Origin of the sequence: Klebsiella sp. SWET4 (genome assembly GCF_024296565.1) — a bacterium.
Lineage (GTDB): Bacteria > Pseudomonadota > Gammaproteobacteria > Enterobacterales > Enterobacteriaceae > Klebsiella > Klebsiella variicola.
Genome location: NZ_JANCOB010000012.1, coordinates 60,658 through 82,526, shown reverse-complemented (window position 1 = coordinate 82,526; position 21,869 = coordinate 60,658). Strand labels below are relative to the sequence as shown.

22 protein-coding genes are annotated in these 21,869 nt (G+C 60.5%); 5 read left to right on the top strand and 17 right to left on the bottom strand.

The genetic code is table 11. From position 1 onward, the window contains the following. Positions 1 to 101: 101 nt before the first annotated feature. Positions 102 to 2,249, bottom strand: coding sequence for a formate dehydrogenase subunit alpha (gene fdhF, locus NKJ21_RS22610; RefSeq protein ID WP_077598908.1), 2,148 nt, complete (start codon positions 2,247 to 2,249; stop codon positions 102 to 104). A gap of 272 nt (positions 2,250 to 2,521) precedes the next feature. Here fdhF and NKJ21_RS22605 point away from each other — a divergent pair, with 272 nt between their 5' ends. From NKJ21_RS22605 to NKJ21_RS22595, 3 genes are all read left to right on the top strand, one after another. Beyond that, positions 2,522 to 3,250 (top strand): response regulator, encoded by a 729-nt coding sequence (locus NKJ21_RS22605; RefSeq protein ID WP_254733226.1) that lies wholly within the window; start codon positions 2,522 to 2,524, stop codon positions 3,248 to 3,250. An 84-nt stretch (positions 3,251 to 3,334) separates the two neighbouring features. After that, positions 3,335 to 4,093, top strand: a complete 759-nt coding sequence (locus NKJ21_RS22600) for a type IV toxin-antitoxin system AbiEi family antitoxin (RefSeq protein WP_008807257.1) — start codon at positions 3,335 to 3,337, stop codon at positions 4,091 to 4,093. A 5-nt stretch (positions 4,094 to 4,098) separates the two neighbouring features. After that, entirely contained in the window at positions 4,099 to 5,016 is a 918-nt protein-coding gene (locus NKJ21_RS22595) for a nucleotidyl transferase AbiEii/AbiGii toxin family protein (protein WP_012969143.1), read from the top strand. Positions 5,017 to 5,140: 124 nt separating this feature from the next. On the opposite strand, the gene NKJ21_RS22590 is transcribed toward NKJ21_RS22595, so the two are convergent. The 4 genes from NKJ21_RS22590 to NKJ21_RS22575 all read right to left on the bottom strand — a co-directional run bounded on the left by NKJ21_RS22590 (position 5,141) and on the right by NKJ21_RS22575 (position 9,710). Beyond that, positions 5,141 to 6,148, bottom strand: a complete 1,008-nt coding sequence (locus tag NKJ21_RS22590) for a carbohydrate kinase family protein (RefSeq protein ID WP_022065799.1) — start codon at positions 6,146 to 6,148, stop codon at positions 5,141 to 5,143. Positions 6,149 to 6,222: 74 nt separating this feature from the next. Further along, positions 6,223 to 7,164 carry an ABC transporter substrate-binding protein gene (locus NKJ21_RS22585; RefSeq protein ID WP_012543155.1) on the bottom strand — a complete coding sequence of 314 codons (942 nt, stop codon included), beginning with the start codon at positions 7,162 to 7,164 and terminating at the stop codon, positions 6,223 to 6,225. Between the two features lie 30 nt (positions 7,165 to 7,194). After that, positions 7,195 to 8,193, bottom strand: coding sequence for a ribose ABC transporter permease (locus tag NKJ21_RS22580; RefSeq protein ID WP_004206363.1), 999 nt, complete (start codon positions 8,191 to 8,193; stop codon positions 7,195 to 7,197). Further along, entirely contained in the window at positions 8,190 to 9,710 is a 1,521-nt protein-coding gene (locus NKJ21_RS22575) for a sugar ABC transporter ATP-binding protein (RefSeq protein WP_008807253.1), read from the bottom strand. The genes NKJ21_RS22580 and NKJ21_RS22575 overlap by 4 nt, the downstream gene beginning before the upstream one ends. Positions 9,711 to 9,889: 179 nt before the next feature. On the opposite strand from NKJ21_RS22575, the gene NKJ21_RS22570 reads away from it, so the two are divergent. Both NKJ21_RS22570 and yjdP read left to right on the top strand, forming a co-directional pair. Next, complete coding sequence (locus NKJ21_RS22570; protein WP_012969140.1) at positions 9,890 to 12,175, top strand: ATP-binding protein; 2,286 nt, start codon at positions 9,890 to 9,892, stop codon at positions 12,173 to 12,175. 70 nt (positions 12,176 to 12,245) lie between these two features. Further along, entirely contained in the window at positions 12,246 to 12,599 is a 354-nt protein-coding gene (yjdP, locus tag NKJ21_RS22565; RefSeq protein WP_012543151.1) for a DDRRRQL repeat protein YjdP, read from the top strand. Positions 12,600 to 12,621: 22 nt separating this feature from the next. On the opposite strand, the gene phnP is transcribed toward yjdP, so the two are convergent. From phnP to NKJ21_RS22505, 12 genes are all read right to left on the bottom strand, one after another. Further along, the gene (phnP, locus tag NKJ21_RS22560) at positions 12,622 to 13,380 is read right to left on the bottom strand and encodes a phosphonate metabolism protein PhnP (protein WP_254733224.1); all 759 of its coding nucleotides are present in this window, start codon (positions 13,378 to 13,380) and stop codon (positions 12,622 to 12,624) included. Between the two features lie 15 nt (positions 13,381 to 13,395). Beyond that, the gene (gene phnN, locus NKJ21_RS22555; RefSeq protein WP_012543150.1) at positions 13,396 to 13,959 is read right to left on the bottom strand and encodes a ribose 1,5-bisphosphokinase; all 564 of its coding nucleotides are present in this window, start codon (positions 13,957 to 13,959) and stop codon (positions 13,396 to 13,398) included. Further along, the gene (phnM, locus tag NKJ21_RS22550; RefSeq protein WP_012543149.1) at positions 13,959 to 15,095 is read right to left on the bottom strand and encodes an alpha-D-ribose 1-methylphosphonate 5-triphosphate diphosphatase; all 1,137 of its coding nucleotides are present in this window, start codon (positions 15,093 to 15,095) and stop codon (positions 13,959 to 13,961) included. The genes phnN and phnM overlap by 1 nt, the downstream gene beginning before the upstream one ends. Continuing rightward, a complete protein-coding gene (phnL, locus tag NKJ21_RS22545) occupies positions 15,092 to 15,772 on the bottom strand; it encodes a phosphonate C-P lyase system protein PhnL (RefSeq protein WP_008807247.1) in 681 nt (226 codons plus the stop codon). Before phnL ends, phnM begins: the two co-directional genes overlap by 4 nt. A 107-nt stretch (positions 15,773 to 15,879) precedes the next feature. Next, positions 15,880 to 16,638, bottom strand: coding sequence for a phosphonate C-P lyase system protein PhnK (gene phnK / locus NKJ21_RS22540; protein ID WP_012543148.1), 759 nt, complete (start codon positions 16,636 to 16,638; stop codon positions 15,880 to 15,882). Further along, positions 16,635 to 17,483 carry an alpha-D-ribose 1-methylphosphonate 5-phosphate C-P-lyase PhnJ gene (locus NKJ21_RS22535; RefSeq protein WP_002885202.1) on the bottom strand — a complete coding sequence of 283 codons (849 nt, stop codon included), beginning with the start codon at positions 17,481 to 17,483 and terminating at the stop codon, positions 16,635 to 16,637. Before NKJ21_RS22535 ends, phnK begins: the two co-directional genes overlap by 4 nt. Then, complete coding sequence (locus NKJ21_RS22530; protein ID WP_008807245.1) at positions 17,476 to 18,540, bottom strand: carbon-phosphorus lyase complex subunit PhnI; 1,065 nt, start codon at positions 18,538 to 18,540, stop codon at positions 17,476 to 17,478. The genes NKJ21_RS22535 and NKJ21_RS22530 overlap by 8 nt, the downstream gene beginning before the upstream one ends. Beyond that, positions 18,541 to 19,125: a phosphonate C-P lyase system protein PhnH gene (gene phnH / locus NKJ21_RS22525; protein WP_008807244.1), complete on the bottom strand. Its 585-nt coding sequence runs from the start codon at positions 19,123 to 19,125 to the stop codon at positions 18,541 to 18,543. It abuts the gene before it with no gap. Continuing rightward, a complete protein-coding gene (gene phnG, locus NKJ21_RS22520; RefSeq protein WP_064180247.1) occupies positions 19,122 to 19,574 on the bottom strand; it encodes a phosphonate C-P lyase system protein PhnG in 453 nt (150 codons plus the stop codon). Before phnG ends, phnH begins: the two co-directional genes overlap by 4 nt. Beyond that, positions 19,575 to 20,300 carry a phosphonate metabolism transcriptional regulator PhnF gene (phnF, locus tag NKJ21_RS22515; protein WP_012543146.1) on the bottom strand — a complete coding sequence of 242 codons (726 nt, stop codon included), beginning with the start codon at positions 20,298 to 20,300 and terminating at the stop codon, positions 19,575 to 19,577. 155 nt (positions 20,301 to 20,455) lie between these two features. Next, positions 20,456 to 20,890 carry a VOC family metalloprotein YjdN gene (gene yjdN / locus NKJ21_RS22510; RefSeq protein ID WP_002885221.1) on the bottom strand — a complete coding sequence of 145 codons (435 nt, stop codon included), beginning with the start codon at positions 20,888 to 20,890 and terminating at the stop codon, positions 20,456 to 20,458. Between the two features lie 228 nt (positions 20,891 to 21,118). Beyond that, complete coding sequence (locus NKJ21_RS22505; RefSeq protein WP_008807241.1) at positions 21,119 to 21,454, bottom strand: zinc ribbon domain-containing protein YjdM; 336 nt, start codon at positions 21,452 to 21,454, stop codon at positions 21,119 to 21,121. Positions 21,455 to 21,869 lie beyond the last annotated feature (415 nt).

Below are 21,869 nucleotides of genomic sequence, written 5' to 3'. Positions count from 1 at the left end.
GATTTGGTAGCCCGGAGAAGGCGCAATGCGCCGCCTCCGGGGAAAATCCCCGGTAGCGCTACCGCTTACCGGGGCTACTCAATGGTACAAAGGTTCGAACCTTAACCCATCGCGCTTTCGCGCAGGCGGGCTTTCAGCTTGTTGTACTCATCGATCACGTACTGTTCCGCCGCGCGCTGATCGGCAATCCGCTCAACGTTGACCGCGCAGTACTTGTACTCCGGCGTTTTGGTTATCGGACTCAGGTTCTCTGAGACCAGCTCGTTACAGGCACCGATCCACCACTGGTAGGTCATATACACCGCGCCTTTGTTCGGCCGGTCGCTGACCTGCGCGCGGGTGATGATCCGACCCTTACGCGAATTCACCCACACCAGCGCTTCATCTTCGATGCCTAACCGTTCGGCGTCGGCGGTGTTGATTTGCGCATAGCCAGGTTCATCCGCCAGTGCCGCCAGCGCCGCGCAGTTACCGGTCATTGAACGACACGAGTAGTGGCCGACTTCGCGCACCGTCGACAGCACCATTGGGTACTCGTCGGTGAGCTTATCGATCGGCGCGACCCAGTCGCAGGTGAAGAACTGCGCCAGCCCGTTCGGGGTATCGAACTTCTCTTTAAACAGATACGACGTCCCCTGGTCGGCGTCGGACTCATCGCGGCATGGCCACATGACGTAGCCGAGTTCGCCCATTTTTTCATAGGTGGCGCCGTAGAAGTCCGGGCACAGATGCCGCAACTCATCCCAGATCTCCTGGGTATTGTTGTAGTGCATCGGATAGCCCATCCGGGTGGCGATTTCGCTGATGATCTGCCAGTCGGTTTTCAGGTCCCACTTCGGCTCCACGGCTTTAAAGAAGCGCTGGAAGCCGCGGTCCGCTGCGGTATACACGCCTTCGTGCTCGCCCCACGAGGTGGACGGCAGGATGACGTCGGCCGCGGAGGCGGTTTTGGTCATGAAAATGTCCTGGACGATAACCAGTTCCAGATCGTCGAACGCTTTGCGGACCGCCGAGAGTTCGGCATCGGTCTGCAGCGGATCCTCACCCATGATGTACGCTGCCCGCACTTCACCGTGCGCCGCGCGATGCGGCAGCTCGCTGATGCGATAGCCGGTATGTTCCGGCAGTCTGTCGACGCCCCAGGCTTTGGCGAACTTCTCGCGGTTCTCCGGGAATTTGACGTACTGGTAGCCCGGATAGGTATCCGGCAGCGCGCCCATATCGCAGGCCCCCTGGACGTTGTTCTGGCCGCGTACCGGGTTGACGCCGACGCTCGGCTTGCCGAGGTTGCCGGTGAGGATCGCCAGGCTGGTCAGCGACCGCACGGTCTCCACGCCCTGGTAGAACTGGGTGACACCCATGCCCCACAGGATGGCGGCGGATTTGGCGCTGGCGTACATCCGGGCGCAGGCGCGGATCTCCTGGGCGCTGACCCCGGTGATCGCTTCCACCGACTCCGGCGTATAGCCTTCAACGATTTTGCGATACTCCTCGAAGCCCTCGGAACGGCTGGCGACGAAGGATTTATCGTACAGATCCTCTTCAATAATCACGTGGCCAATGGCGTTGAGCAGCGCGATATTCGAGCCGTTCTTCAGCGCAATGTGCATGTCGGCGATGCGCGCGGTTTCAATTTTGCGCGGGTCGCAGACGATGATTTTCGCCCCGTTGCGTTTGGCGTTAATGACGTGATTCGCCACGATAGGGTGGGAATCCGCCGGGTTGTAACCGAAGATAAACACCAGATCGGTGTTATCAATCTCCGTGATGGCATTACTCATGGCGCCGTTACCGACCGACTGGTGCAGACCTGCAACCGAAGGGCCGTGTCAGACGCGAGCGCAGCAGTCGACGTTATTGGTACCAATAACGGCGCGCGCGAATTTTTGCATCACATAGTTGGTTTCATTACCGGTGCCGCGGGAGGAGCCGGTGGTTTGGATCGCATCCGGGCCATATTTGGCTTTAATGGCGCTGAGGCGAGTGGCGACGTAATCCAGCGCCTCATCCCAGGAGACAGCTTCCAGCTTGCCGCCGCGTTGACGACGGATCATGGGGGTTTTCAGGCGCGGCGTCAGGATCTGGGTATCGTTAATAAAGTCCCAGCCATAATAGCCCTTCAGGCACAGGGTTCCCTGGTTGGTTTTCCCCTGCGCCGCTTCAGCCCGAACGATTTTGCCGTTATCGACCACCAGGTTGATTTTGCAACCTGATGCGCAATACGGGCAAACCGTGACGACTTTTTTCATCGGTCTTGCTCCAGTTATTCAATGGGCGCGTTTGCGCTATCGCGCCGTCACTATGCATCTTCTATGCCATATTTTCATTGTGGATATTCCTTGATGATACGCGGCTTTTTTGGGCGAAATGCTGACGAAAAACAGCCTGTCGACAGATTTGACGTGTCGATACGCCGGAGATGTGACGGCGCTTGAAAAAATGTCACCGGGAGAGGAATTTGTCGGCGCAGGCTTGCAGAATCGATCAGACTGACACTAATTCCCCGCGGGCAGAGGCAAAGATGAAACCAGTCATTTTGGTGGTGGATGACGACATAGCGATGGGCGAACTGCTCAGCGATGTGCTTGGCGCGCAAGCGTTTGAAGTATTGGTCTGCCAGACCGGCGGCGACGCGCTGGCGAGGGTGGCGCAGCGGGCAGACATCGCGCTGGTTTTGCTGGATATGATCCTGCCGGATACCCATGGTCTGCAGGTGCTTCAGCAGCTGCAGCGCACGCGGCCTGAGCTGCCGGTGGTGATGCTGTCTGGTCTGGGCAGTGAGTCTGATGTAGTGGTGGGCCTGGAGATGGGCGCCGATGATTACATCGCCAAACCTTTTAGCTCGCGGGTGGTGGTCGCCCGGGTGAAAGCGGTACTGCGACGCAGCGGGGCGCTGGCCGGCGAGACGTCGGGCGTCGGCAGCGGCCTGACGTTTAACGGCTGGCGGCTGGATACCACGCGCTGCGAACTGTATAACCCGCAGCAGCAGGCGATCCCGCTGACCCAGGGAGAATATGGCCTGCTGCTGGCGCTGGCGCAGAACGCGCGCCGGGTATTGAATCGCGAACAGCTGCTGGCGCTGACTCATAATGAAAGCACTGAGGTGTTCGACCGGACTATCGACGTGCTGATCATGCGCCTGCGCCGCAAAATCGAGTTAAACCCGCATCAGCCGACGTTGATTAAAACCCTACGCGGTCTGGGCTATGTCTTTTCCGCCGATGTGACCCACAGCGATAAGGCGGCGTAGGGCGAGGTGCTGCCAACCTGCTCTTGACTTTATTTAGCGCGGCGAGTTTACTTTTTTTATTAAAGTGACACCTTGGGTTAATCTATGCCATCAAAATTAAACTGGCTGCTGCAAAACAGTGCTCCCGGAGATGTGATCCTTCAGTCCTGGTTAAGCCGGCATGCCATCTCTCCCTCTCTGGCCTTTAAATACACGCAAAGTGGCTGGTTAAAAAAACGAGGCAACGGCGTATACGCGCGTGCGGGACGTGAGCCGGAGTGGAACGATGCATTAGCATGTTTGCAAAATCAGCTAGCCGCTCCGGTGTATGTCGCGGGGCTCAGTAGCTTAGTCTGGCAGGGTCGTTCACACTATCTACAGCTCAAACAAAACCAGTGCTGGTTGAGTATGGAAAATAAAGCGCTGCTGCCAAAATGGTTCAGGGAATTCCCGGGTGTGGAGTGGATAGTCATATCGGGGCAAAAACTGCCGGTGCTGGATGATAAATACCGCGTAACGCTTGATGTAAAAGGGAAAAGACTCACCGGCAGTGCGCCGGAACTGGCTGCTTACGAGTTGTTGAGCGCGGTACCGGGGACCCTCTCATTTAACCACGCGGCAGAGCTTTTCCAGGGACTAGTTAATCTTAATCCTCGTAAAGTAGAGTATCTGCTTTCTGTCAGCCAGTCTGTGCAGACCAAGCGTTTGTATCTCTTTTTCGCCAGTTTTTACGAGCATGGTTGGCTCAGACGAATCGATAGCCAAAAAATCGATCTGGGAGCGGGTAAGCGGCAAATCGTGGTAAATGGCAAGTTCAATGCTCAATACCAAATCACTGTGCCTGAACGCTTTCAAAAGGAATAAAAAATATGGATATACAGGCGCCCTATTATCGGCAGGTTGCTCTGTTAATGCAGGTTTTACCCTATGTTGCCGTCGAACGGGAATTTGCGCTGAAAGGTGGCACGGCAATCAATCTCTTTATCCGTGATTTCCCACGATTATCGGTGGATATCGACCTCGCCTGGGTGCCCCTGGAAAGCAGAGCGATCGCTTTACCTCATATACGGGATGCGCTTGCACGTATTGCCGCTAATCTGCAACAACAGGCGGGTATGAACGCTGTATTACAAGCTAATCGTTCCGATGAGATGCGTGTCGTTGTTACTACCGATAGCGCACAAATAAAGATAGAGGTCTCACCGGTCGCACGGGGAACATTATATCCACCACAGGAGCGAGAGGTGGTGGGGGCGGTAGAGGACGTTTTTGGCTATGCCAGCCTTCCGGTGGTTTCGTTGCCCGATCTCTACGGTGGAAAATTATGCGCGGCGCTGGATCGCCAGCATCCCAGAGATTTTTATGATGTGAAATTACTTCTTGATGCGCAGGAGCTTAACCGTCCCATTTTCAATGGGTTTATCGCGTATTTACTTAGCCATAATCGGCCTCTGGCTGAAGTGCTTAGTCCTCGCTGGAAAGATATTGCTGAACCCTTTTACCGTGAATTCAGCGGGATGACATTTGAGACGATAGCCCTGGAGGAACTGACAGCAGTCCCCTACAGGATGATTGATGCGTTAAAATCCTGTTTCACGCAACAGGATATCGATTTTTTGCTGTCATTTAAACGAGGCGAACCAGACTGGCGTTTAGCGCCGGAAACACGTATTCAGGATTTGCCTGCCGTGCAGTGGAAATTGCGCAATATTCATCAGATGCCAGCGATAAAACGCGCTGAGTCGTTAGATAAACTGGAAAAGGTGTTGGCCGAGTGGCGCAGTTAGTCATCTGGCCCGCCCTTGTTGAACTCAGCGTAAAACAGGCGTGATTTGAATAAACCGTATCCCTTTTCTCGCCATGATACGTCGTTCTCCTGTGGCATCGCCCTGATAGCGGGATCTACCCAGTCTAACCATTCTGCAACTGAATAAACGCCTGCAGCTCAGGGAGCGTTTTGGCGCCGTCGATCGCGTTGGCGGCCTGCAGGCTGGCGCGGGCGCAGGCGTGGGCCAGCTGCAGACTGTCGGTTAACGGCCAGCGTTCGTGGCTGCCGTACAGCAGGCCGGCGCAGAAGGCGTCCCCGGCTCCGACGCTGCCGATAATCTCCTCCGGCGGCAGCCGCCATGACGGTACCCAGCGCCCGGCTTCCGTGCGGGATACGCCCCATGCGCCCTCCGGACAATGGATCACCACCCGCTGGCGCACGCCGGCGTCAAGTAATGCGCTGGCGGCGCGGGCGATATTAGCGACGTGCGGCTCACCGTTGGGCAGACGGATTTCCAGCCCGCTAAACTCGCTGGCCTCCAGCTCATTGATGGTCAGGTAGTCGAGATGCGCCAGCGCCGGCAGGACCCGCGGGCGGTAGTGCGGATCGCCTTTGCGCGACACCAGGTCGAGGGACACTTCATAGCCTCGATCGCGCATCTGCGCCAGCAGTCGCGCGCTGCGGGTGCCGAACGCCTCGTCGGGCCGATCAAGGCTTTCGAGCAGCAGCAGATAGCCGAGATGAAAAATCTTCAGCGGCGTATCCAGCGGCTCAAAGGCCGGGAGGTCAAGCAGTCGGTTGGCGCCGGGAGAGTGAAAGAAGGTGCGCTGGCCGTCGGCGTCGGTCATCACCTGGGTCATCGAGGTGGGTGCGGAGCTGGTGCGCTGCACGAGCTGGCGATTGATATGGTACTGATCGAGCATGGCGGTAATGTAGTCGCCGTCGTTATCCTCGCCAATCAGGCCAACCGCCTGCAGCGGCAGTCCGGCATGCATTTTAGCCAGGGTCAGCAGGACATTCAGCGGGGCGCCGCCGGTGGCGCGTTCGCTATGGACAATTTCCACCAGCCAGCCGCGCTCCGGCCACTGCCTGATCTGGTGGACATGATCGACCAGCATGTTGCCTGCGGCAATAATCCCTTTACGTTCCATGATCGCTACTCCGCGCCGTCATACTCGTTAAGCGTAGCGCACAATCGGCGGAACGATTGTGCGCCGGGTTGCGCTTATTTCACGGTCCAGCCTTTGTAAGAGCTGACGTTGTTTTTGTCGATCATCGTCACCGGGATTAGCACTGGCGCGGTCGGCGCCGGTTTGCCCTGCAGGATGTCGTAGCCAATCTCCACCGCCTTCGCCGCCATGACCTGCGGATCCTGCGCCGGCGTGGCGACGAACAGTGAGTTCTTACGCTTCAGCGCCTCTTCGCCGTCCGGGCTGCCGTCGACGCCCACGATGAAGAACTCGCTACGCTGCGCCTGTTTCGCCGCCAGATCGGCGCCAATCGCCGTCGGATCGTTGATCGCGAACACGCCGTCAATCTTCGGATTGGCCGCCAGCAGGGAGGTCATCACCTCCAGGCCGCCTTCCCGGCTGCCTTTAGCGTTCTGGTTGGAGGAGAGGATTTTTATATCCGGGTGTTTTTTGAACTCCGTTTCGCAGCCTTCGACGCGGTTTTGTACCGCAGATACCGGCGGCCCGTTGATGATCACCACGCTACCTTTGTTGTTCAGGCGGTCGCTAATGTATTTACAGGCCAGCTCGCCCGCCTGGGTGTTATCGGAGGTAATGGTGGCGTCGGCGCCTTCGGCGGCGACGTCAACCGCCACCACCACGATCCCGGCCTCTTTGGCCCGCTTCACCGCCGGGCCAATGCCCTTCGAATCGGCGGCGTTGAGGATGATCATATCGACTTTGGCGGCGATAAAGTTATCGATCTGCGCCACCTGCTGGCCCAAATCGTAGCCGCTGGAGACCAGCGTCACTTTGACATTATCTCCCGCCAGCTTGCGGGCCTCCAGCTCCGCCCCTTTGGTGATCTGCACAAAGAACGGGTTGGCAAGGTCGCCCACCGTCACGCCAATCGCTTTCAGCTCTTTGGCCGACGCAAAGGGGGAGGCGGCCAGCAGCGCGCCAGCACACAGCGCGGTCACTATCGGTTTTAAACGCATTCGCTTTTCCTCGCAGGTAAGATGGTGTTGTTATGCACTTTGATGGTGTCGGGTACGGTATTTGTCGATCAGCACCGCAATGATGATCACCGCCCCTTTGATCACCAGTTGCCAGAAGTAGGAGACCCCCATCAGGGTCATGCCGTTATTGAGGGTGGCGATAATCAGCGCCCCCACCAGCGTACCGGTGATGGTGCCGATACCACCGACGAAGCTGGTGCCGCCGAGAATGACCGCGGCGATGGCATCCAGTTCGTAGCCGACGCCGAGGTTGCCGTTGGCGCTGTACAGCCGCGAGGCGCTCATCACCCCGCCAAGACCGGAGAGCAGGCCGCTCATGCCGTAGACAAACAGCAGCACCAGCCAGACTTTGATGCCGGTCAGCCGCGCCGCCTGCATGTTGCCGCCCACCGCGTAGATATGCACCCCAAGGGTGGTTCGGCGCAGGATAAACCAGCACACCGCGATCACCGCCAGGGCGATGACCACCAGCCACGGCACCGGGCCGAGGTAGTCATTGCCGATCCACTCAAAGCTGATATCGGAGTTGATCACCGTGGTGCCGTCGGCCAGCAGATAGGCGGCGCCGCGCAGCGCCGTGTAGGTGCCGAGGGTGACGATAAACGGCGGTAGCCCGGCGAAGGCGACCAGCGCGCCGTTGAACAGCCCAAGCAGCAGGCCGAGCATCAGCGCCGCCGGAATCGACAGCAACGCCAGCTCCGGGATCAGCGACACCACCATTGCCGCCACCGCGGTGGTGCCGAGAATGGAGCCAACGGAGAGGTCAATGCCGCCGGTAAGAATGATGAAGGTCATTCCCGCCGCCAGCACAATGTTGATCGAGGCCTGGCGGGTGATATTCAGCAGATTGCTTTCCGTGAAAAAGTTGGGGGCGATAAAGCCGAAAACGGCGACGATCAGGATGAGGATCGGCAGAATGCCGACGGTCTGCATCAGGTCGCCCATCAACATTTTTTTCGCCGAAGCGGATTTCGCGACTGGCGCGGAGGTCTCTTTCGGTATGCTCATAGTTGCCCTGCCTTAAGGTGAGAATCGTTCACGCCGGTGGCCAGCGTCATGATACTTTCCTGGCTGATATCGCCGGCCTGTAACTCGCCGGCGATAGCGCCCTCGCGCATCACATAGACCCGGTCGCTCATGCCCACCACTTCGGGCAGTTCGCTGGAGATCATCAGAATGGCGACGCCCTGGCGCGCCATGTCGTTCATGATGCGGTAAATCTCGCTTTTCGCGCCGACGTCGACGCCGCGGGTGGGTTCATCGAGGATCAGAATTCGCGGGCCAATCGCTACCCAGCGTGAAATCAATAATTTCTGCTGGTTGCCGCCGGAAAGCCCGCCGGCGCGCACCTGGGCGTGCGGCACGCGGATGTTAAGCAACTGGATGGCGTCATCGGAGATGGTTTGCGCCTTCCGGCGGTTGAGCATCCCCCAGTTCGCGTCGCGCTCCAGCGTCGCCATGGTGATGTTTTCCTGGGCTGCCAGTTCGAGAAACAACCCCTGTTCTTTGCGGTTTTCGGTCAGAAAGCCGATCCCGAGGTCGATGGCTTCGCGCGGCGAGTGGATCACCACCGGCTCGCCGTCGATCTCAATCACCCCGCCAGTGGCTTTGCGCACGCCGAAGATCAGCTGCGCCAGTTCGGACCGTCCGGCGCCGACCAGCCCGGCGAGGCCGACGATTTCGCCAGCATGCACCACGAGGCTGCTGGGCTTCACCTTGCCGCCATCGGTCAGATCCTCGACCCGCAGGCGCGGCTGGCCGCGGGGGATGTCACGTTCTTTATTGAACAGATCGCTGAGCGGGCGGCCGACCATCATGCGCACCAGCTCCGGCGCGTTGAGCTTGTCACGCACCAGGCTGCCGACATACTGCCCGTCGCGCAGGACGCTGACGCGGTCGGAGAGCTCATACACTTCCGCCATGCGGTGGCTGATATAGATAATCGCCATCCCCTCATCGCGCAGGCGCAGGATGAGCTCGAACAGGCGCTGGGTTTCCCGCGAGGAGAGGGCGGCGGTGGGTTCATCCATTACCAGAATGCGGCTTTGACGGTGGAGCGCCCGGGCGATCTCCACCTGCTGCTGTTCGGCGATGGTCAGGGTCATCACCCGGTCGCTGGCTTTGAACTGGGCGCCGAGACGGTCGATCACCGCCTGCGCCTGGCTGAGCATGGCTTTGCGCTGCACCAGGCCACCGCGCGCCAGCTCGCTGCCGAGGAAAATGTTTTCCGCGACGGTCAGGTTCGGCGCCAGCTGCATCTCCTGATAGATCAACGTGATCCCGGCGGCCAGCGCGTCCTTGGGGCCGCGGATGGTTTGCGGTTTTCCGTCGATCAGGATCTCGCCGCTGGTGGCGGTATAGGCGCCGGCAAGGATCTTCATCAGCGTGCTTTTTCCGGCGCCGTTTTCTCCCATCAGGGCATGGATCTCCCCTGGCCAGACCGTCAGGTCGACGCCCTTCAGCGCGTAGAATTTGCCAAAGGCTTTGGCAATATGGCGCATTTCCAGTACCGGGGTGGCGGTCATCGCGGCGCTCCTGTCTATGAGAACAATAGCTGCAGTCCACCACCGGAAAATAAATGCAGAATGTCAGAATCCATTCATATTTGTCATAGTGATAAATAGTTAACCGCGATCACAGTTACGCGGCGTCATTTTCTGCACCGTCACGCTTATCTGCCGACCGATCCTTCACCGGAGTTGCTATGACCGCTCGCCGACACCCGTTTTTCACCAGCGCCCGTGGCCGCCTGCTCTCCTTTAATCTATTGATGGGCGTGGTCACCCTGTTGGTGAGCGGCGTGGCGGTGTTCGGCTTTCACCACGCCAGCCAGCTGCAGGAGCAGGTGCAGCGCCAGACTCTCAACGACATGCGCGGCAGTATGGATCTGGCGCGGGACACGGCGAATGTCGCCACGGCGGCGGTGCGCCTGTCGCAGGTGGTGGGGGCGCTGGAGTACAAAAGCGAAGCGGAACGGCTGCTGGCGACGCAGCAGGCGCTGAAGCACTCGCTGGCCCAGCTGGCGGCGGCCCCGCTGGCGCAGCAGGAGCAGGCGCGGGTGGCCAATATTATTCGCCGCAGCAACGCGCTGCAGCAGAGCGTGGCGGAGATGCTGGAGCGCGGCCAGCGCCGCCATCTGCAGCGCAATGCGCTGCTGAGTTCGCTTTACCAGAATCAGAGCAACCTGCGCCATCTCGCCGATCTTAACGATCGCGGCGGGGATAAGGCGATCGATCCGCGCCGGCTGGCCGAGATGGACCGGCTGATCGTGGCCGCGATCCATACCGTTACGCCGCGGTCGATCGTTCTGCAGCTCGACCAGCTGCGCGGCGACCTGCCGGCAGGCAGCGCCGATCCCGCGCTGGCGTTTTTCCTGCCCGACGTCAACCGGGAACTGGCGACGCTGGCCCCGCTGTCGGCCCAGCTGGAGGAGAGCGATCTGACGATCAGCTGGTACATGTACCACATCAAAGCGCTGGTCGCGTTGCTTAACGAGGACATCAATCAGTACGTGACCCGGGTGGCGGAAGCCTCAGAGCAGCGGGCGGCGCAAAGCCATCGGGAGCTGCGCTCCATCAGTATGTTTATTCTGCTTTCCGCGCTGCTGGCGCTGGCGATCACCGGCTGCGCCGGGTGGTATATCTACCGTAACCTTGGCTCGAACCTGACCGCCATCTCCCTGGCGATGTCGCGGCTGGCTCAGGGGGAGCCGAACGTCTCGGTGCCGGCCCTGCAGCGGCGCGATGAGCTGGGCGAGCTGGCGCGAGCTTTTAACGTTTTCGCCCGCAATACGGCGTCGCTGGAGCACACCACCCGGCTGCTGAAAGAGAAGACCACCCAGATGGAGATCGATCGGATTAAGCGCCAGGAGCTGGAAGAGGCGCTGCTGCACAGCCAGAAGATGAAGGCCGTCGGCCAGTTGACCGGGGGGCTGGCGCATGACTTTAACAACCTGCTGGCGGTGATCATCGGCAGCCTCGAGCTGGTGGAACCGGACGCACGCGATGCGCCGCGCCTCTCCAGGGCGCTGAAGGCGGCGGAACGTGGGGCGCTTCTGACTCAGCGGCTGCTGGCCTTTTCGCGCAAACAGGCGCTGCATCCCCAGGCGGTGGCGATGGCGCCGCTGCTGGAGAACCTCAGCGAGCTGATGCGTCACTCCCTGCCGGCAACCTTAAGTCTGGAGATTGAGGCGCAGTCGCCGGCGTGGCCGGCATGGATAGACGTTGGCCAGCTGGAAAACGCCCTGATCAATCTGGTGATGAACGCCCGCGACGCCATGGCCGGGCGCGACGGGGTTATCAAAATACGCACCTGGAATCAGCGGGTCACCCGCAGCAGCGGTCAGCGGCAGGATATGGTGGCCCTGGAGGTGATCGATCATGGCAGCGGGATGTCGCAGGCGGTGAAAGCCCGGGTGTTTGAACCGTTCTTCACCACCAAAGCCACCGGCAGCGGCAGCGGTCTGGGACTGTCGATGGTGTATGGCTTTGTGCGCCAGTCGGGCGGCCGGGTGGCGCTGGAGAGCGCGCCGGGGCAGGGGACGACGGTGCGGCTGCAGCTGCCGCGGGCGATGACCGAGGTTGAGACGACGGTGGCGCCAGCGGAGGACGAGCCGCTGCCGGCGGGAGAACGGCTGGCGCTGGTGCTGGAAGATGAAGAAGATGTACGCCAGACGCTGTGTGAACAGCTGCATCAGTTGGGCTGGCTGACGCTGGAGACGCCGAGTGGCGAAGAGGCGCTGCAGCTGCTGGAGGCGTCGCCGGATATCGCGCTGTTGATTAGCGATCTGATGCTGCCCGGCGCGCTGAGCGGCGCCGACGTGATCCATACCGCCCGACGCCGCTTTCCGGCGCTGCCGGTGCTGCTGATCAGCGGCCAGGATTTGCGTCCGGCGCAGAATCCGGCCCTGCCGGAAGTGGAGTGGCTGCGTAAGCCGTTTACCCGCGCCCAGCTGGCGCAGGCGCTGAGCGCGGCGTACGCGAGGATTTGAGATTCCTCCGCTACTCGGGGGGTGTACGCTTGATTAAGGTAGCGGCAGGACTCTGACGAGATTGGCCCCGATGAAACGTTACGCAACCGCACTGCTCTTTTGCACCCTGTCGCTGACCAGCCTGGCCGCTCGCGCCGATATTATCGATGACGCGATCGGCAATATTCAGCAAGCCATTAACGACGCCTATAACCCGGGTAGCAACCGCTCCGATGACGACGACAGATACGATGATGATGGCCGGTATGATGACGGGCGCTATCAGGGGAGCCGTCAGCAGAGCCGCGACAGCCAGCGTCAGTATGACGATCGACAACGGCAACTGGACGATCGCCGCCGCCAGCTTGACGAACGCCAGCGCCAGCTCGATCAGGATCGTCGCCAGTTAGAAAGCGACCAGCGTCGTCTGGATGATAGCTACTGATCGCTCCGCAACGGACCTGCACTTAATCCAGCACGATTTCCATCCCGTCATATCCCGCTTCGAAACCTGTCGGCAGCGGGTTATCCATCATCCAGACATCTAACTGGTGGCTGATATGGGTGAGGATCACCCGCGGACAGCCTATCACCTGGTTAAGGTGGCGGATGGTGTTTAGATCGTTATGGTTACGCGGGGTCTGCGCGCGCGGCTCATGACTGCAATCGATGATCATCGCCTGCGGGCGGTTGTTGAGTAAAAACTTCAGCGTCTTGTCCGGCAGCCCGACGGTATCCGAGAGCCAGGCCACCCGGCTGTGGGCCGACTCCAGCAGATAACCGAAGGTGAGCTTCGAGTGGTTGAGCGGCAGGGGCGTTACCCGCAACCCCTGCAGGTCAAACACCACAAACGGCGTGACGGTATGGCTAAAATCGAGCAGGCCGGGGTGCTTGAGCAGATCGTCGCAGCCGGCGTCGTCCGGCGGGCCATAGACCGGGATCGACGCGCCGACTCCCCAGCGCAGCGGAAACAGCCCCTGCACATGATCCAGATGGTAGTGGGTCAGCAGCACCTGCTGAAAACTACCGGCGGGATGATGTTCCATCAGATCCGGTCGTCCGGCATCAAGCAGCGTCACGGCGCTGTTGAACGTGACCACGCCGCTACAGGGGCGGCGTCGGTGGCTCTCCTCGCGGCGGGCGCGGCGGCAGGCCGCGCAGTCGCAACCGAAGACGGGCACCAGCTGGGCGCCGCCGGTGCCGGTTAAACGGATTGTCAGGCTCATCGTGTCACCTTTCACTCATACCGGCTGATCTTCTACGCGTGCCACGTGGCTGCGCAGCAGGCGGAAGAAATCGTCAACCGATTGTCGAAGACTCCCGTCATTATTCAACGTCAGGCAATTGTCGGGCTTATAGCGCGCGGCGCGATCCAGACGCTGGGCGATTTCCAGTGCGTTTTCCCGGCCGCGCTGCTCCAGCCGCTGGCGGAGCACCGGCGGCGAGACGGCGAGACAGATCGGCACCAGCACCTCGCCGTAGCGTTCCCGGGCCAGCGCCAGGTGGGCGCGGGAGCCGTTGGCTACCACGTCAAAGCCAGCGTGTAGCCACAGGTCGATCTCCACGCCAATGCCATAGTAAGTATTGTTGGCGTGCCAGCTGAGAGCAAAAAGATGCTGCTCGGCGCGGGTAAAAAATTCATGTTCGCTGAGGGCGATATGATTCTCGCTGCCCGCGTTAAACGGGCGGGTAATGTAACGATGGGCCACCAGCAGCTGCGGGTGCTCGCGCTCGCGCAGCGCCGCCAGCAGGCTGTCTTTACCGGAGCCAGAGGGGCCCACCAGCCAAATCAGTTTTCCCGGCATTAAAAGACCCTCGTTCCCTGGCGCCAGACATGGTCGATGTGCACATGCTCGCCGCGACGGTGCGCCAGCACCAGGTCGGCGCGTTTCCCCTCGGCGATGACGCCGCGATCGTCAAGGCCCAGCGCCTGCGCCGGATGCTTGCTGACCAGACGGATCGCCTGCGCCAGGGTGAAGGCGTTATCCTCGGCGTCGGCGATGCGGAAAGCGGCATCCAGCAGGCTGGCGGGGTAATAGTCAGACGAGAGAATGTCCAGCAAACCACTGCTCGCCAGTTGGTGCGCCGCGATGTTGCCAGAGTGGGAACCGCCGCGCACGATATTGGGGGCGCCCATCAGGACGTGCATCCCATGCTGACGTGAAGCCTGCGCTGCGGCCAGCGTGGTGGGAAACTCGGCGATGACACTACCTAACTGACGGGATTCGGCCACATGCGCCTCGGTGGCGTCGTCGTGGCTGGCGAGGGCGATACGACGGGCGCGGCACATGGCGGCGATGGTCTGACGATTCGGCTGCGACCAGGTGGCGGCCAGGGCCATCTGCTCGGCTTCAAAACGGTCCATTTCGTCGTGAGTGAGATGGTATTTGCCCTGATAGTAATCGCGGTACTTGCTGCGATCGGCGTACTGACGCTGGCCTGGCGAGTGGTCCATCAGAGAGACCATGCTCACCGACTCGCGGTCAATCAGCTTTTCAAACAGCGGCAGCGTGGTGTGATGCGGCAGCTCGCAGCGCAGGTGCAGGCGATGCTCGGCGCGGTTGAGGCCGCGCTTTTGCGTCTCTTCCACCGCATTGACCATCTTCTCCAGATTCTCAAGACGATCGCCGCCATCACGCACGTCGCCAATCGCCACGGCGTCGAGCACGGTGGTGATGCCGCTGGCGACCATCATGGCGTCATGGCTGCTCATCGCCGAGTGGGCCGGCCAGTCCACCTTCGGTCGCGGGGTAAAGAACTTGTCGAGGTTATCGGTATGCAGTTCGATAAGGCCCGGCAGCAGCCAGCCGCCTTCCCCATCCAGCGCCTGCGGCAGCCGACTCTGGCTTTCGGCGAAAGCGAGGATGCGACCGTGCTGGACTTCCAGTGAACCGTGGACCACATCGTCGTCGAGAACCAGTTTTACGTTATTGATAATCATGCTGTCATTCCCATGGGGTGCAGTCGGTCGGCGACCTGACGGCGTACCCCTTCGTCATGGAAAATCCCCACGATGGCCGCGCCGCGCGCTTTGGCATCATGGATCAGGTTGACCACGGCAGCACTGTTTTTGGCATCCAGTGAGGCGGTGGGCTCATCAAGGAGCAGAATCGGATAGTCGACCGCAAAGCCGCGGGCGATGTTGACCCGCTGCTGCTCGCCGCCTGAAAAGGTCGACGGCGCAAGGTGCCACAGGCGTTCCGGAACGTTGAGGCGGGTCAGGAGCTGGGCGGCTTTCGCGGCGCTCGCTTCACGCGGCGTCCCAAGGTCGAGCAGCGGCTGCATCACCACCTCCAGCGCTGAAATGCGCGGGATCACCCGCAGAAACTGGCTGACCCAGCCGATGGTGGTTTTGCGCACTTCCAGTACCTTGCGTGGGGTGGCGGTGACCAGATCCACCCATTCCTCGCCGTGGCGGATGTGGATATGGCCGCTGTCCGGCAGATAATTGGCATACAGCGAACGCAGCAACGTCGATTTGCCGCTGCCGGAGTGACCGTGGAGTACCACGCACTCCCCGGCGTTAACGGTCAGCGAGGCGTCGGCCAGCACCGGCAGGCGCACGCCGTGCTGCTGGTGCAGAACAAAGGTTTTATGGATGTTTTCAACGCGGATCATGTTAGCCCTCGCGGGGTTGGGTTGCCGGGTGGCGCTTCGCTTACCCGGCCTACGAATAACGCACCTGTAGGCCGGGTAAGGCGTAGCCGCCACCCGGCAAAACAGCATCAATTCTGCAACACCGACGACACCAGCAGCTGGGTATAAGGGTGATGCGGATCGTCGAGCACCCGGTCGGTTAAGCCACTCTCGACTACCTGGCCCTGCTTCATCACCAGCAGACGGTTCGCCAGCAGACGGGCGACGCCGAGATCGTGGGTAACAATCACCACCGCGAGATTCAGCTCCACCGCCAGGCCGCGCAGCAGATCAAGCAGCCGCGCCTGCACGGACACATCCAGCCCGCCGGTGGGTTCATCCATAAACACCAGCTTCGGCTGGGTAACCAGATTGCGGGCGATCTGCAGACGCTGCTGCATGCCGCCGGAAAAGGTAGTGGGCAGGTCGTCGATGCGTGAGGGCGGGATCTCCACCTCCTGCAGCCACTTTTCGGCGGTGGCGCGAATGTTGCCGTAGTGGCGGGCGCCGGTGGCCATCAGCCGTTCGCCGATGTTGCCCCCGGCGGAGACCTGGCGACGCAGGCCGTCCATCGGGTGCTGATGCACCACGCCCCATTCGGTACGTAGCAGGCGGCGGCGTTCGGCTTCGCTCATGGCATACAGCGAGCGCTGCTGGTACAGCACCTCGCCCTGCTGCGGCGTCAGGCGGGCAGAGATCGCCTTCAGCAGGGTGGTTTTACCGGAGCCGGATTCCCCGACGATGCCGAGAACTTCTCCCGGCCACAGTTCGAAGGAGACATCGCGAAAACCTTTGTCCGGGGCGTAGAGATGGGTCAGGTTATTCACAGCAAGTAATGGCTGGCTCATTTTTTCTGCCCCTCGCTCTGCTGGCGGCAATAGTCGGTATCGGAGCAGACAAACATCCGCTGGCCGCTGTCATCCAGTACCACTTCGTCGAGGTAGCTGTGGCGCGAGCCGCAGATGGCGCAGGGCTCATCCCACTCCTGCACGGTAAATGGATGGTCATCGAAATCGAGACTTTCCACCGGGGTATAGGGCGGCACCGCGTAGATCCGCTTTTCGCGCCCGGCGCCGAACAGCTGCAGCGCCGGCATCATGTGCATTTTCGGGTTATCGAATTTCGGGATCGGCGAAGGGTCCATCACGTAGCGGCCATTGACCTTCACCGGGTAGGCGTAGGTGGTGGCGATATGGCCGAAGCGGGCGATATCTTCATACAGTTTCACCTGCATGACGCCGTACTCTTCCAGCGCGTGCATGGTGCGGGTTTCGGTTTCGCGCGGCTCGATAAAGCGCAGCGGCTCCGGGATCGGCACTTGATAGATCAGGATCTGATCCTCCACCAGCGGCGTCTCCGGGATCCGGTGGCGGGTCTGGATCAGGGTGGCGTCTTCGGTACGCTCGGTGGTGGCGACACCGGTGACGCGCTTAAAGAACTGACGAATCGACACCGCGTTGGTGGTGTCATCCGCGCCCTGGTCAATCACCTTCAGCACGTCGTTCTCGCCGATGACGCTGGCGGTCAGCTGGATGCCGCCGGTGCCCCAGCCGTAGGGCATTGGCATTTCGCGACCGCCGAACGGCACCTGGTAGCCGGGAATGGCCACCGCTTTGAGGATCGCCCGGCGGATCATGCGCTTGGTTTGCTCGTCGAGATAAGCAAAGTTATAGCCAGTCAGTGGGTTAGCCACGTTCGTTCTCCCGTTGCAGGCGTTTCAACAGCGCCAGTTCGGCCTGGAAATCGACATAGTGCGGTAGTTTCAGATGCGAGACGAAGCCGGCCGCTTCGACGTTATCGGCATGGGCCAGCACAAACTCTTCATCCTGAGCCGGGCCAGCAATCTCTTCGTCATAGTCTGGCGCCTGCAGGGCGCGGTCGACGAGGGCCATGGCCATTGCTTTGCGCTCGCTCATGCCGAAGGTCAGACCGTAGCCGCGGGTGAAGTGCGGCGGCTCATCCTGCGGGGCGACGAAGCCGTTGACCATTTCGCATTCGGTGAGCAGCAGCTCGCCAATATTGACGCTAAAGCCCAGCTCTTCTGGCACGATTTCCACCTGCACGTAGCCGCTGCGGATCTCGCCGGCAAACGGATGGTTGCGGCCATAGCCGCGCTGGGTCGAATAGGCCAGCGCCAGCAGGTAACCTTCATCGCCGCGCATCAGCTGCTGCAGGCGCGAGGAACGCGAGCAGGGGTAGACCGGCGGGGTGCGGGTGATATCGTCGGGCGGCGTGCCGCGATCTTCCTCGGCCTTCGCCAGCCCCTGCTGCGTGAGCAGGCTAAAGACGTGCGGCGTCGGCTCTGCTTCGCCATCGGCTTGCTGCACAGACGGCGCTTCGCCGTTGGCCAGCAGGGTAAAATCGAGCAGGCGATGGGTGTAGTCGTAGGTGGGGCCCAGCAGCTGGCCGCCGGGAATGTCTTTGTACACTGCGGAGATGCGGCGTTCGAGGCGCATCTCCGCAGTGTTAATCGGTTCGCTGACCGCCAGCCGCGGCAGGGTGGTGCGGTAGGCGCGCAGCAGGAAGATCGCTTCGACGTTATCACCGCTGGCCTGCTTGAGCGCCAGTGCCGCCAGTTCGCGGTCGGCGATGCCGCCCTCGGTCATCACCCGGTCCACCGCCAGGTTGAGCTGGTCGCCTATCTGATCAACGCTCAGTTCGGGAAGCCGTCCATCGCCCCGCCGTTTCTGTTCCTGTAAGGCGTGAGCGGCGAGGATCGCCTTCTCGCCGCCCTTGACGGCTACATACATTTAGCAAACCTCCACGTGGGTGGTGCGCGGGATCGCCAGCAGGCGCTCGCCGCAGGTGAGGATCAGGTCGATGCCCAGCGGGAACGGATGCGGGCGTTCAGTTAATTCGTCTATGATGCAGTCCGGCAGCTGCGGCGCAATCATTCGCTCTTCGGCAATGCCTGCCCCGGTCAGGCGCAGCATGCGTCCGCCGCTGAGGCTGGCGAGCTGAACAATCAGCGTGACGCCGGTTTCCGGAGCAGTGACGGTGCCAGCGGAAAGGACGTTGAGCTGCTCGGCGCTGATGCCGTCATTGGCGACGGCAAAAACCGCCTGCTGCGGCTGATCCACCAGCGGCGCGCCGGTATGAAAGCGCAGATTCTGTCCCACCAGATCGTTATGCAGAGCGCTGGCGAGCCAGACCGGCGTTTCATGATCGGCAAGGGTCAACAGCAGGCTGGTGGAGGCCACGTTCAATGGCTGCCAGCCGTGCTGAAGCTGCTGCAGGGAGACAATCACCCCCGGCTCGCTCATCGCTTTCAGCAGGCGACGAAAACTGTGTTGGGCATCCTGCACAGCCAGGGTAAAAGCGGGTTGTAAGGTCATGCGTTATCTCCGCGAACCAGGGTAAAGAAGTCGACCCGGCTGGCATTGACTTCGGCGCGTCGGGCTTCAATGCGCGCGCTGCGTAGCGCTTCCAGCGGGGTTATCAGGGTTTCCATTAACGTGTGAAAATGGCGGGGCGACTGCAGCAGGGCGTCGATGACCGCGCAGCGTTCGGCATGCGGGCGGTCGCGGCCTAAGATCCAGCTGTAGCCGAGCGTCCCGTCGGCCAGACGTACCGCCGCGCGGGTGAGCGTGGCGTCGCCGGCAAAGAAACGGTCGCCGATGCCACCCATGCGGGCCTGGAGCTGTACCAGCCCGGTTTCCGGGGTGCGAATCAATTCATACGCCGGCGCCAGCTGCAGGGACTGCATGCGCGCCAGAAGATCTTGCGGTTCACTGTGGGCCAGCACGGACATCCAGCGCTGGCGGGTGGCGGTATCGAAGTGCATTCAGTGCTCCATGGTAAATTCAATCATGTCGGCGCGGGTCAGGCTGACGGAGTATTCGATGGGGGTCTGCTCGCCCTGGCGGCTGTTGAGGGTGCGTACGCAGAGCAGCGGCGCCATGTTGGGGATCTCCAGCAGCTTGCTCTCTTTCGCCTGCGCGCGGCGGGCGCTGATTTTGGTGCGTGCCCGGGTCAGTTTGACGTCGAGCTCATCGCGCAGCAGGTCGTGCAGCGATCCGTGGCTAAAGGTTTGCAATACCGGCCAGAAGCGCAGGTCGGCGAAGTAGTGGTCGATCAGGCACAGCGCCACACCGTTGACCCGGCGCAGGGTGCGCAGGTGGATGACGTTCTCGCCCTCATTGATGCCAAAGGCCTCGGCAACATGCGCGCTGGCGGGGCGCAGCACCGACAGTAGCTTTTCGCTGGTGGGATCGCTGCCCTGTTCCAGCAGGTTCTGGCTGAATCGCGCCTGGGCATTGAGTGGGTAATCGATGGGTCGCATCAGCACCAGCACGCCGACGCCCTGACGGCGCTGGACCCAGCCGCGTTCCACCAGCTGGTCGATAGCCCGGCGCAGGGTATGGCGGTTAACGTCAAAGCGCGTCGCCAGCTGCTGCTCGGCGGGCAGATAGTCGCCGCAGCGATAATGGTGGCGCAGCTCCTGCTCAAGTCGGGCGGCGATTTCCTGATAGCGCGTGGGATAACTGGTCGGATGTCTGGACAGGTGCATAGTCATCAAGCCTCACACAGCATAGGCGAGGAGGTCCCTCGCGTTGTGGGCCGATCCTGACCGGTTTATGTTGCATTTCGGTTAAGTGATGATGACCAAAGGATGAAGAGTTGGTGCCAGACGGATGACAGGGCGGCCGGGCCGCCCTGGCGGGGTCAGCCTTGTTTGACCACGTTGATCATCCAGGGGACGCCAAAGCGGTCGACGACTTTGCCGAAGCCGTGGGCCCAGAACGTTTCCTGCCAGGCCATCTCAATGCGCCCGCCGACGGCCAGCGCGTCGAACCAGCGCTGGCCTTCAGCGACATCGCTGGGATCGAGGACGAGGGTGAAGCCGGCGTAATGCACATCGGGCCCGAAGGCGCTGTCGCTCAGCATCAGCTCGCCATTATTGATGCGCAGGCTGGCGTGGGCGATGGCATCATCTGCCATCTTCTGGCCAGACGGGCAGCCGTCTGACGCTTCTTGCGCCGGGGGCGGCATTTCGCCAAAGGTCATTTTAAACATCAGCTCCGCGCCCAGCGTCTGCTGATAGAAGGCGATTGCCTCGGCGCAGTTGCCTGCAAAGGCAAGGTAGGGACTTAAGGACATGGTGAATACCTCAGTGACCGTAACCCGTAAAGCGTAGTCGCCGGGGACGCTGTTGAGCCAGACGGCAGCGCGAAAATGTGTAGCGGCATAGCGGCGAAATGGTCAGTGAAAATAGCGGGGACTGAGGCGGAAAATAACAGGTTGCACAGGGAGCGGGTGGGGCACGATGATATCGGGAGCGGCGACGGTGGTGCAGGAAAATAATGACGCCGACCTCCCGGAAATAAATCAGTTCTTTTTGACGAATTCCGACTTGAGCTTCATCGGACCAAAACCGTCAATTTTGCAGTCAATATTGTGATCGCCTTCGACCAGACGGATATTCTTCACTTTGGTGCCGATTTTCAGCATCGAAGAGCTGCCTTTTACCTTCAGATCTTTCACGACGGTAACGCTATCGCCATCGGCCAGTAAATTGCCATTGGCATCTTTAACGATCAGAACGTCGCTCTCTTCTGTCGCCTCGGCAGGGTTCCACTCATGGGCACATTCCGGGCAGATGTACATGCCGTTATCTTCATAAGTGTAAGTCGAATCGCATTTTGGGCAGTGTGGCAGTTGCATGACGTTCCTCGTGATGTCGTCGGAAAACAGGACGTTGGTCCTCTAAACAGCGGCTGATAGCCGAAAGTGTGGCTGATTATAGCGCAATCACCCACTTTTGTCGGGTGTTTTTTTAGTAAAAATTACCCATCACACTATTCGGGTGAAAGCAGAATAACCGCCAAAATTATCCGCCAGAGGATAAGGGGGAGTGAGGAAATAATTTTTGCGAGCAGCCAGGAAAATGAACTTATTTATTTTCGGACACTCTGTAATAGGGCGGTAAATTTATGTGAAGTTGATCGCAGATATAAACGCTGTTAGGGTAAAAAAGGGGAGCAGGTCAATTTCATCAGGTATCACGATCGGCCGCTCTATTTATTCACCAGTAGCCAGAGCAGGCGTCAACAGGTTCGGTTGTACATTCTGTCAGCAG

Excerpts from the sequence above, each read along its gene's own strand:
- NKJ21_RS22605 (WP_254733226.1), top strand. The coding sequence starts at position 2,522 with ATGAAACCAGTCATTTTGGTGGTGGATGACGACATAGCGATGGGCGAA.
- NKJ21_RS22600 (WP_008807257.1), top strand. The coding sequence starts at position 3,335 with ATGCCATCAAAATTAAACTGGCTGCTGCAAAACAGTGCTCCCGGAGAT.
- NKJ21_RS22595 (WP_012969143.1), top strand. The coding sequence starts at position 4,099 with ATGGATATACAGGCGCCCTATTATCGGCAGGTTGCTCTGTTAATGCAG.
- NKJ21_RS22590 (WP_022065799.1), bottom strand. The coding sequence starts at position 6,148 with ATGGAACGTAAAGGGATTATTGCCGCAGGCAACATGCTGGTCGATCAT.
- NKJ21_RS22585 (WP_012543155.1), bottom strand. The coding sequence starts at position 7,164 with ATGCGTTTAAAACCGATAGTGACCGCGCTGTGTGCTGGCGCGCTGCTG.
- NKJ21_RS22580 (WP_004206363.1), bottom strand. The coding sequence starts at position 8,193 with ATGAGCATACCGAAAGAGACCTCCGCGCCAGTCGCGAAATCCGCTTCG.
- NKJ21_RS22575 (WP_008807253.1), bottom strand. The coding sequence starts at position 9,710 with ATGACCGCCACCCCGGTACTGGAAATGCGCCATATTGCCAAAGCCTTT.
- NKJ21_RS22570 (WP_012969140.1), top strand. The coding sequence starts at position 9,890 with ATGACCGCTCGCCGACACCCGTTTTTCACCAGCGCCCGTGGCCGCCTG.
- yjdP (WP_012543151.1), top strand. The coding sequence starts at position 12,246 with ATGAAACGTTACGCAACCGCACTGCTCTTTTGCACCCTGTCGCTGACC.
- phnP (WP_254733224.1), bottom strand. The coding sequence starts at position 13,380 with ATGAGCCTGACAATCCGTTTAACCGGCACCGGCGGCGCCCAGCTGGTG.
- phnN (WP_012543150.1), bottom strand. The coding sequence starts at position 13,959 with ATGCCGGGAAAACTGATTTGGCTGGTGGGCCCCTCTGGCTCCGGTAAA.
- phnM (WP_012543149.1), bottom strand. The coding sequence starts at position 15,095 with ATGATTATCAATAACGTAAAACTGGTTCTCGACGACGATGTGGTCCAC.
- phnL (WP_008807247.1), bottom strand. The coding sequence starts at position 15,772 with ATGATCCGCGTTGAAAACATCCATAAAACCTTTGTTCTGCACCAGCAG.
- phnK (WP_012543148.1), bottom strand. The coding sequence starts at position 16,638 with ATGAGCCAGCCATTACTTGCTGTGAATAACCTGACCCATCTCTACGCC.
- NKJ21_RS22530 (WP_008807245.1), bottom strand. The coding sequence starts at position 18,540 with ATGTATGTAGCCGTCAAGGGCGGCGAGAAGGCGATCCTCGCCGCTCAC.
- phnH (WP_008807244.1), bottom strand. The coding sequence starts at position 19,125 with ATGACCTTACAACCCGCTTTTACCCTGGCTGTGCAGGATGCCCAACAC.
- phnG (WP_064180247.1), bottom strand. The coding sequence starts at position 19,574 with ATGCACTTCGATACCGCCACCCGCCAGCGCTGGATGTCCGTGCTGGCC.
- phnF (WP_012543146.1), bottom strand. The coding sequence starts at position 20,300 with ATGCACCTGTCCAGACATCCGACCAGTTATCCCACGCGCTATCAGGAA.
- yjdN (WP_002885221.1), bottom strand. The coding sequence starts at position 20,890 with ATGTCCTTAAGTCCCTACCTTGCCTTTGCAGGCAACTGCGCCGAGGCA.
- NKJ21_RS22505 (WP_008807241.1), bottom strand. The coding sequence starts at position 21,454 with ATGCAACTGCCACACTGCCCAAAATGCGATTCGACTTACACTTATGAA.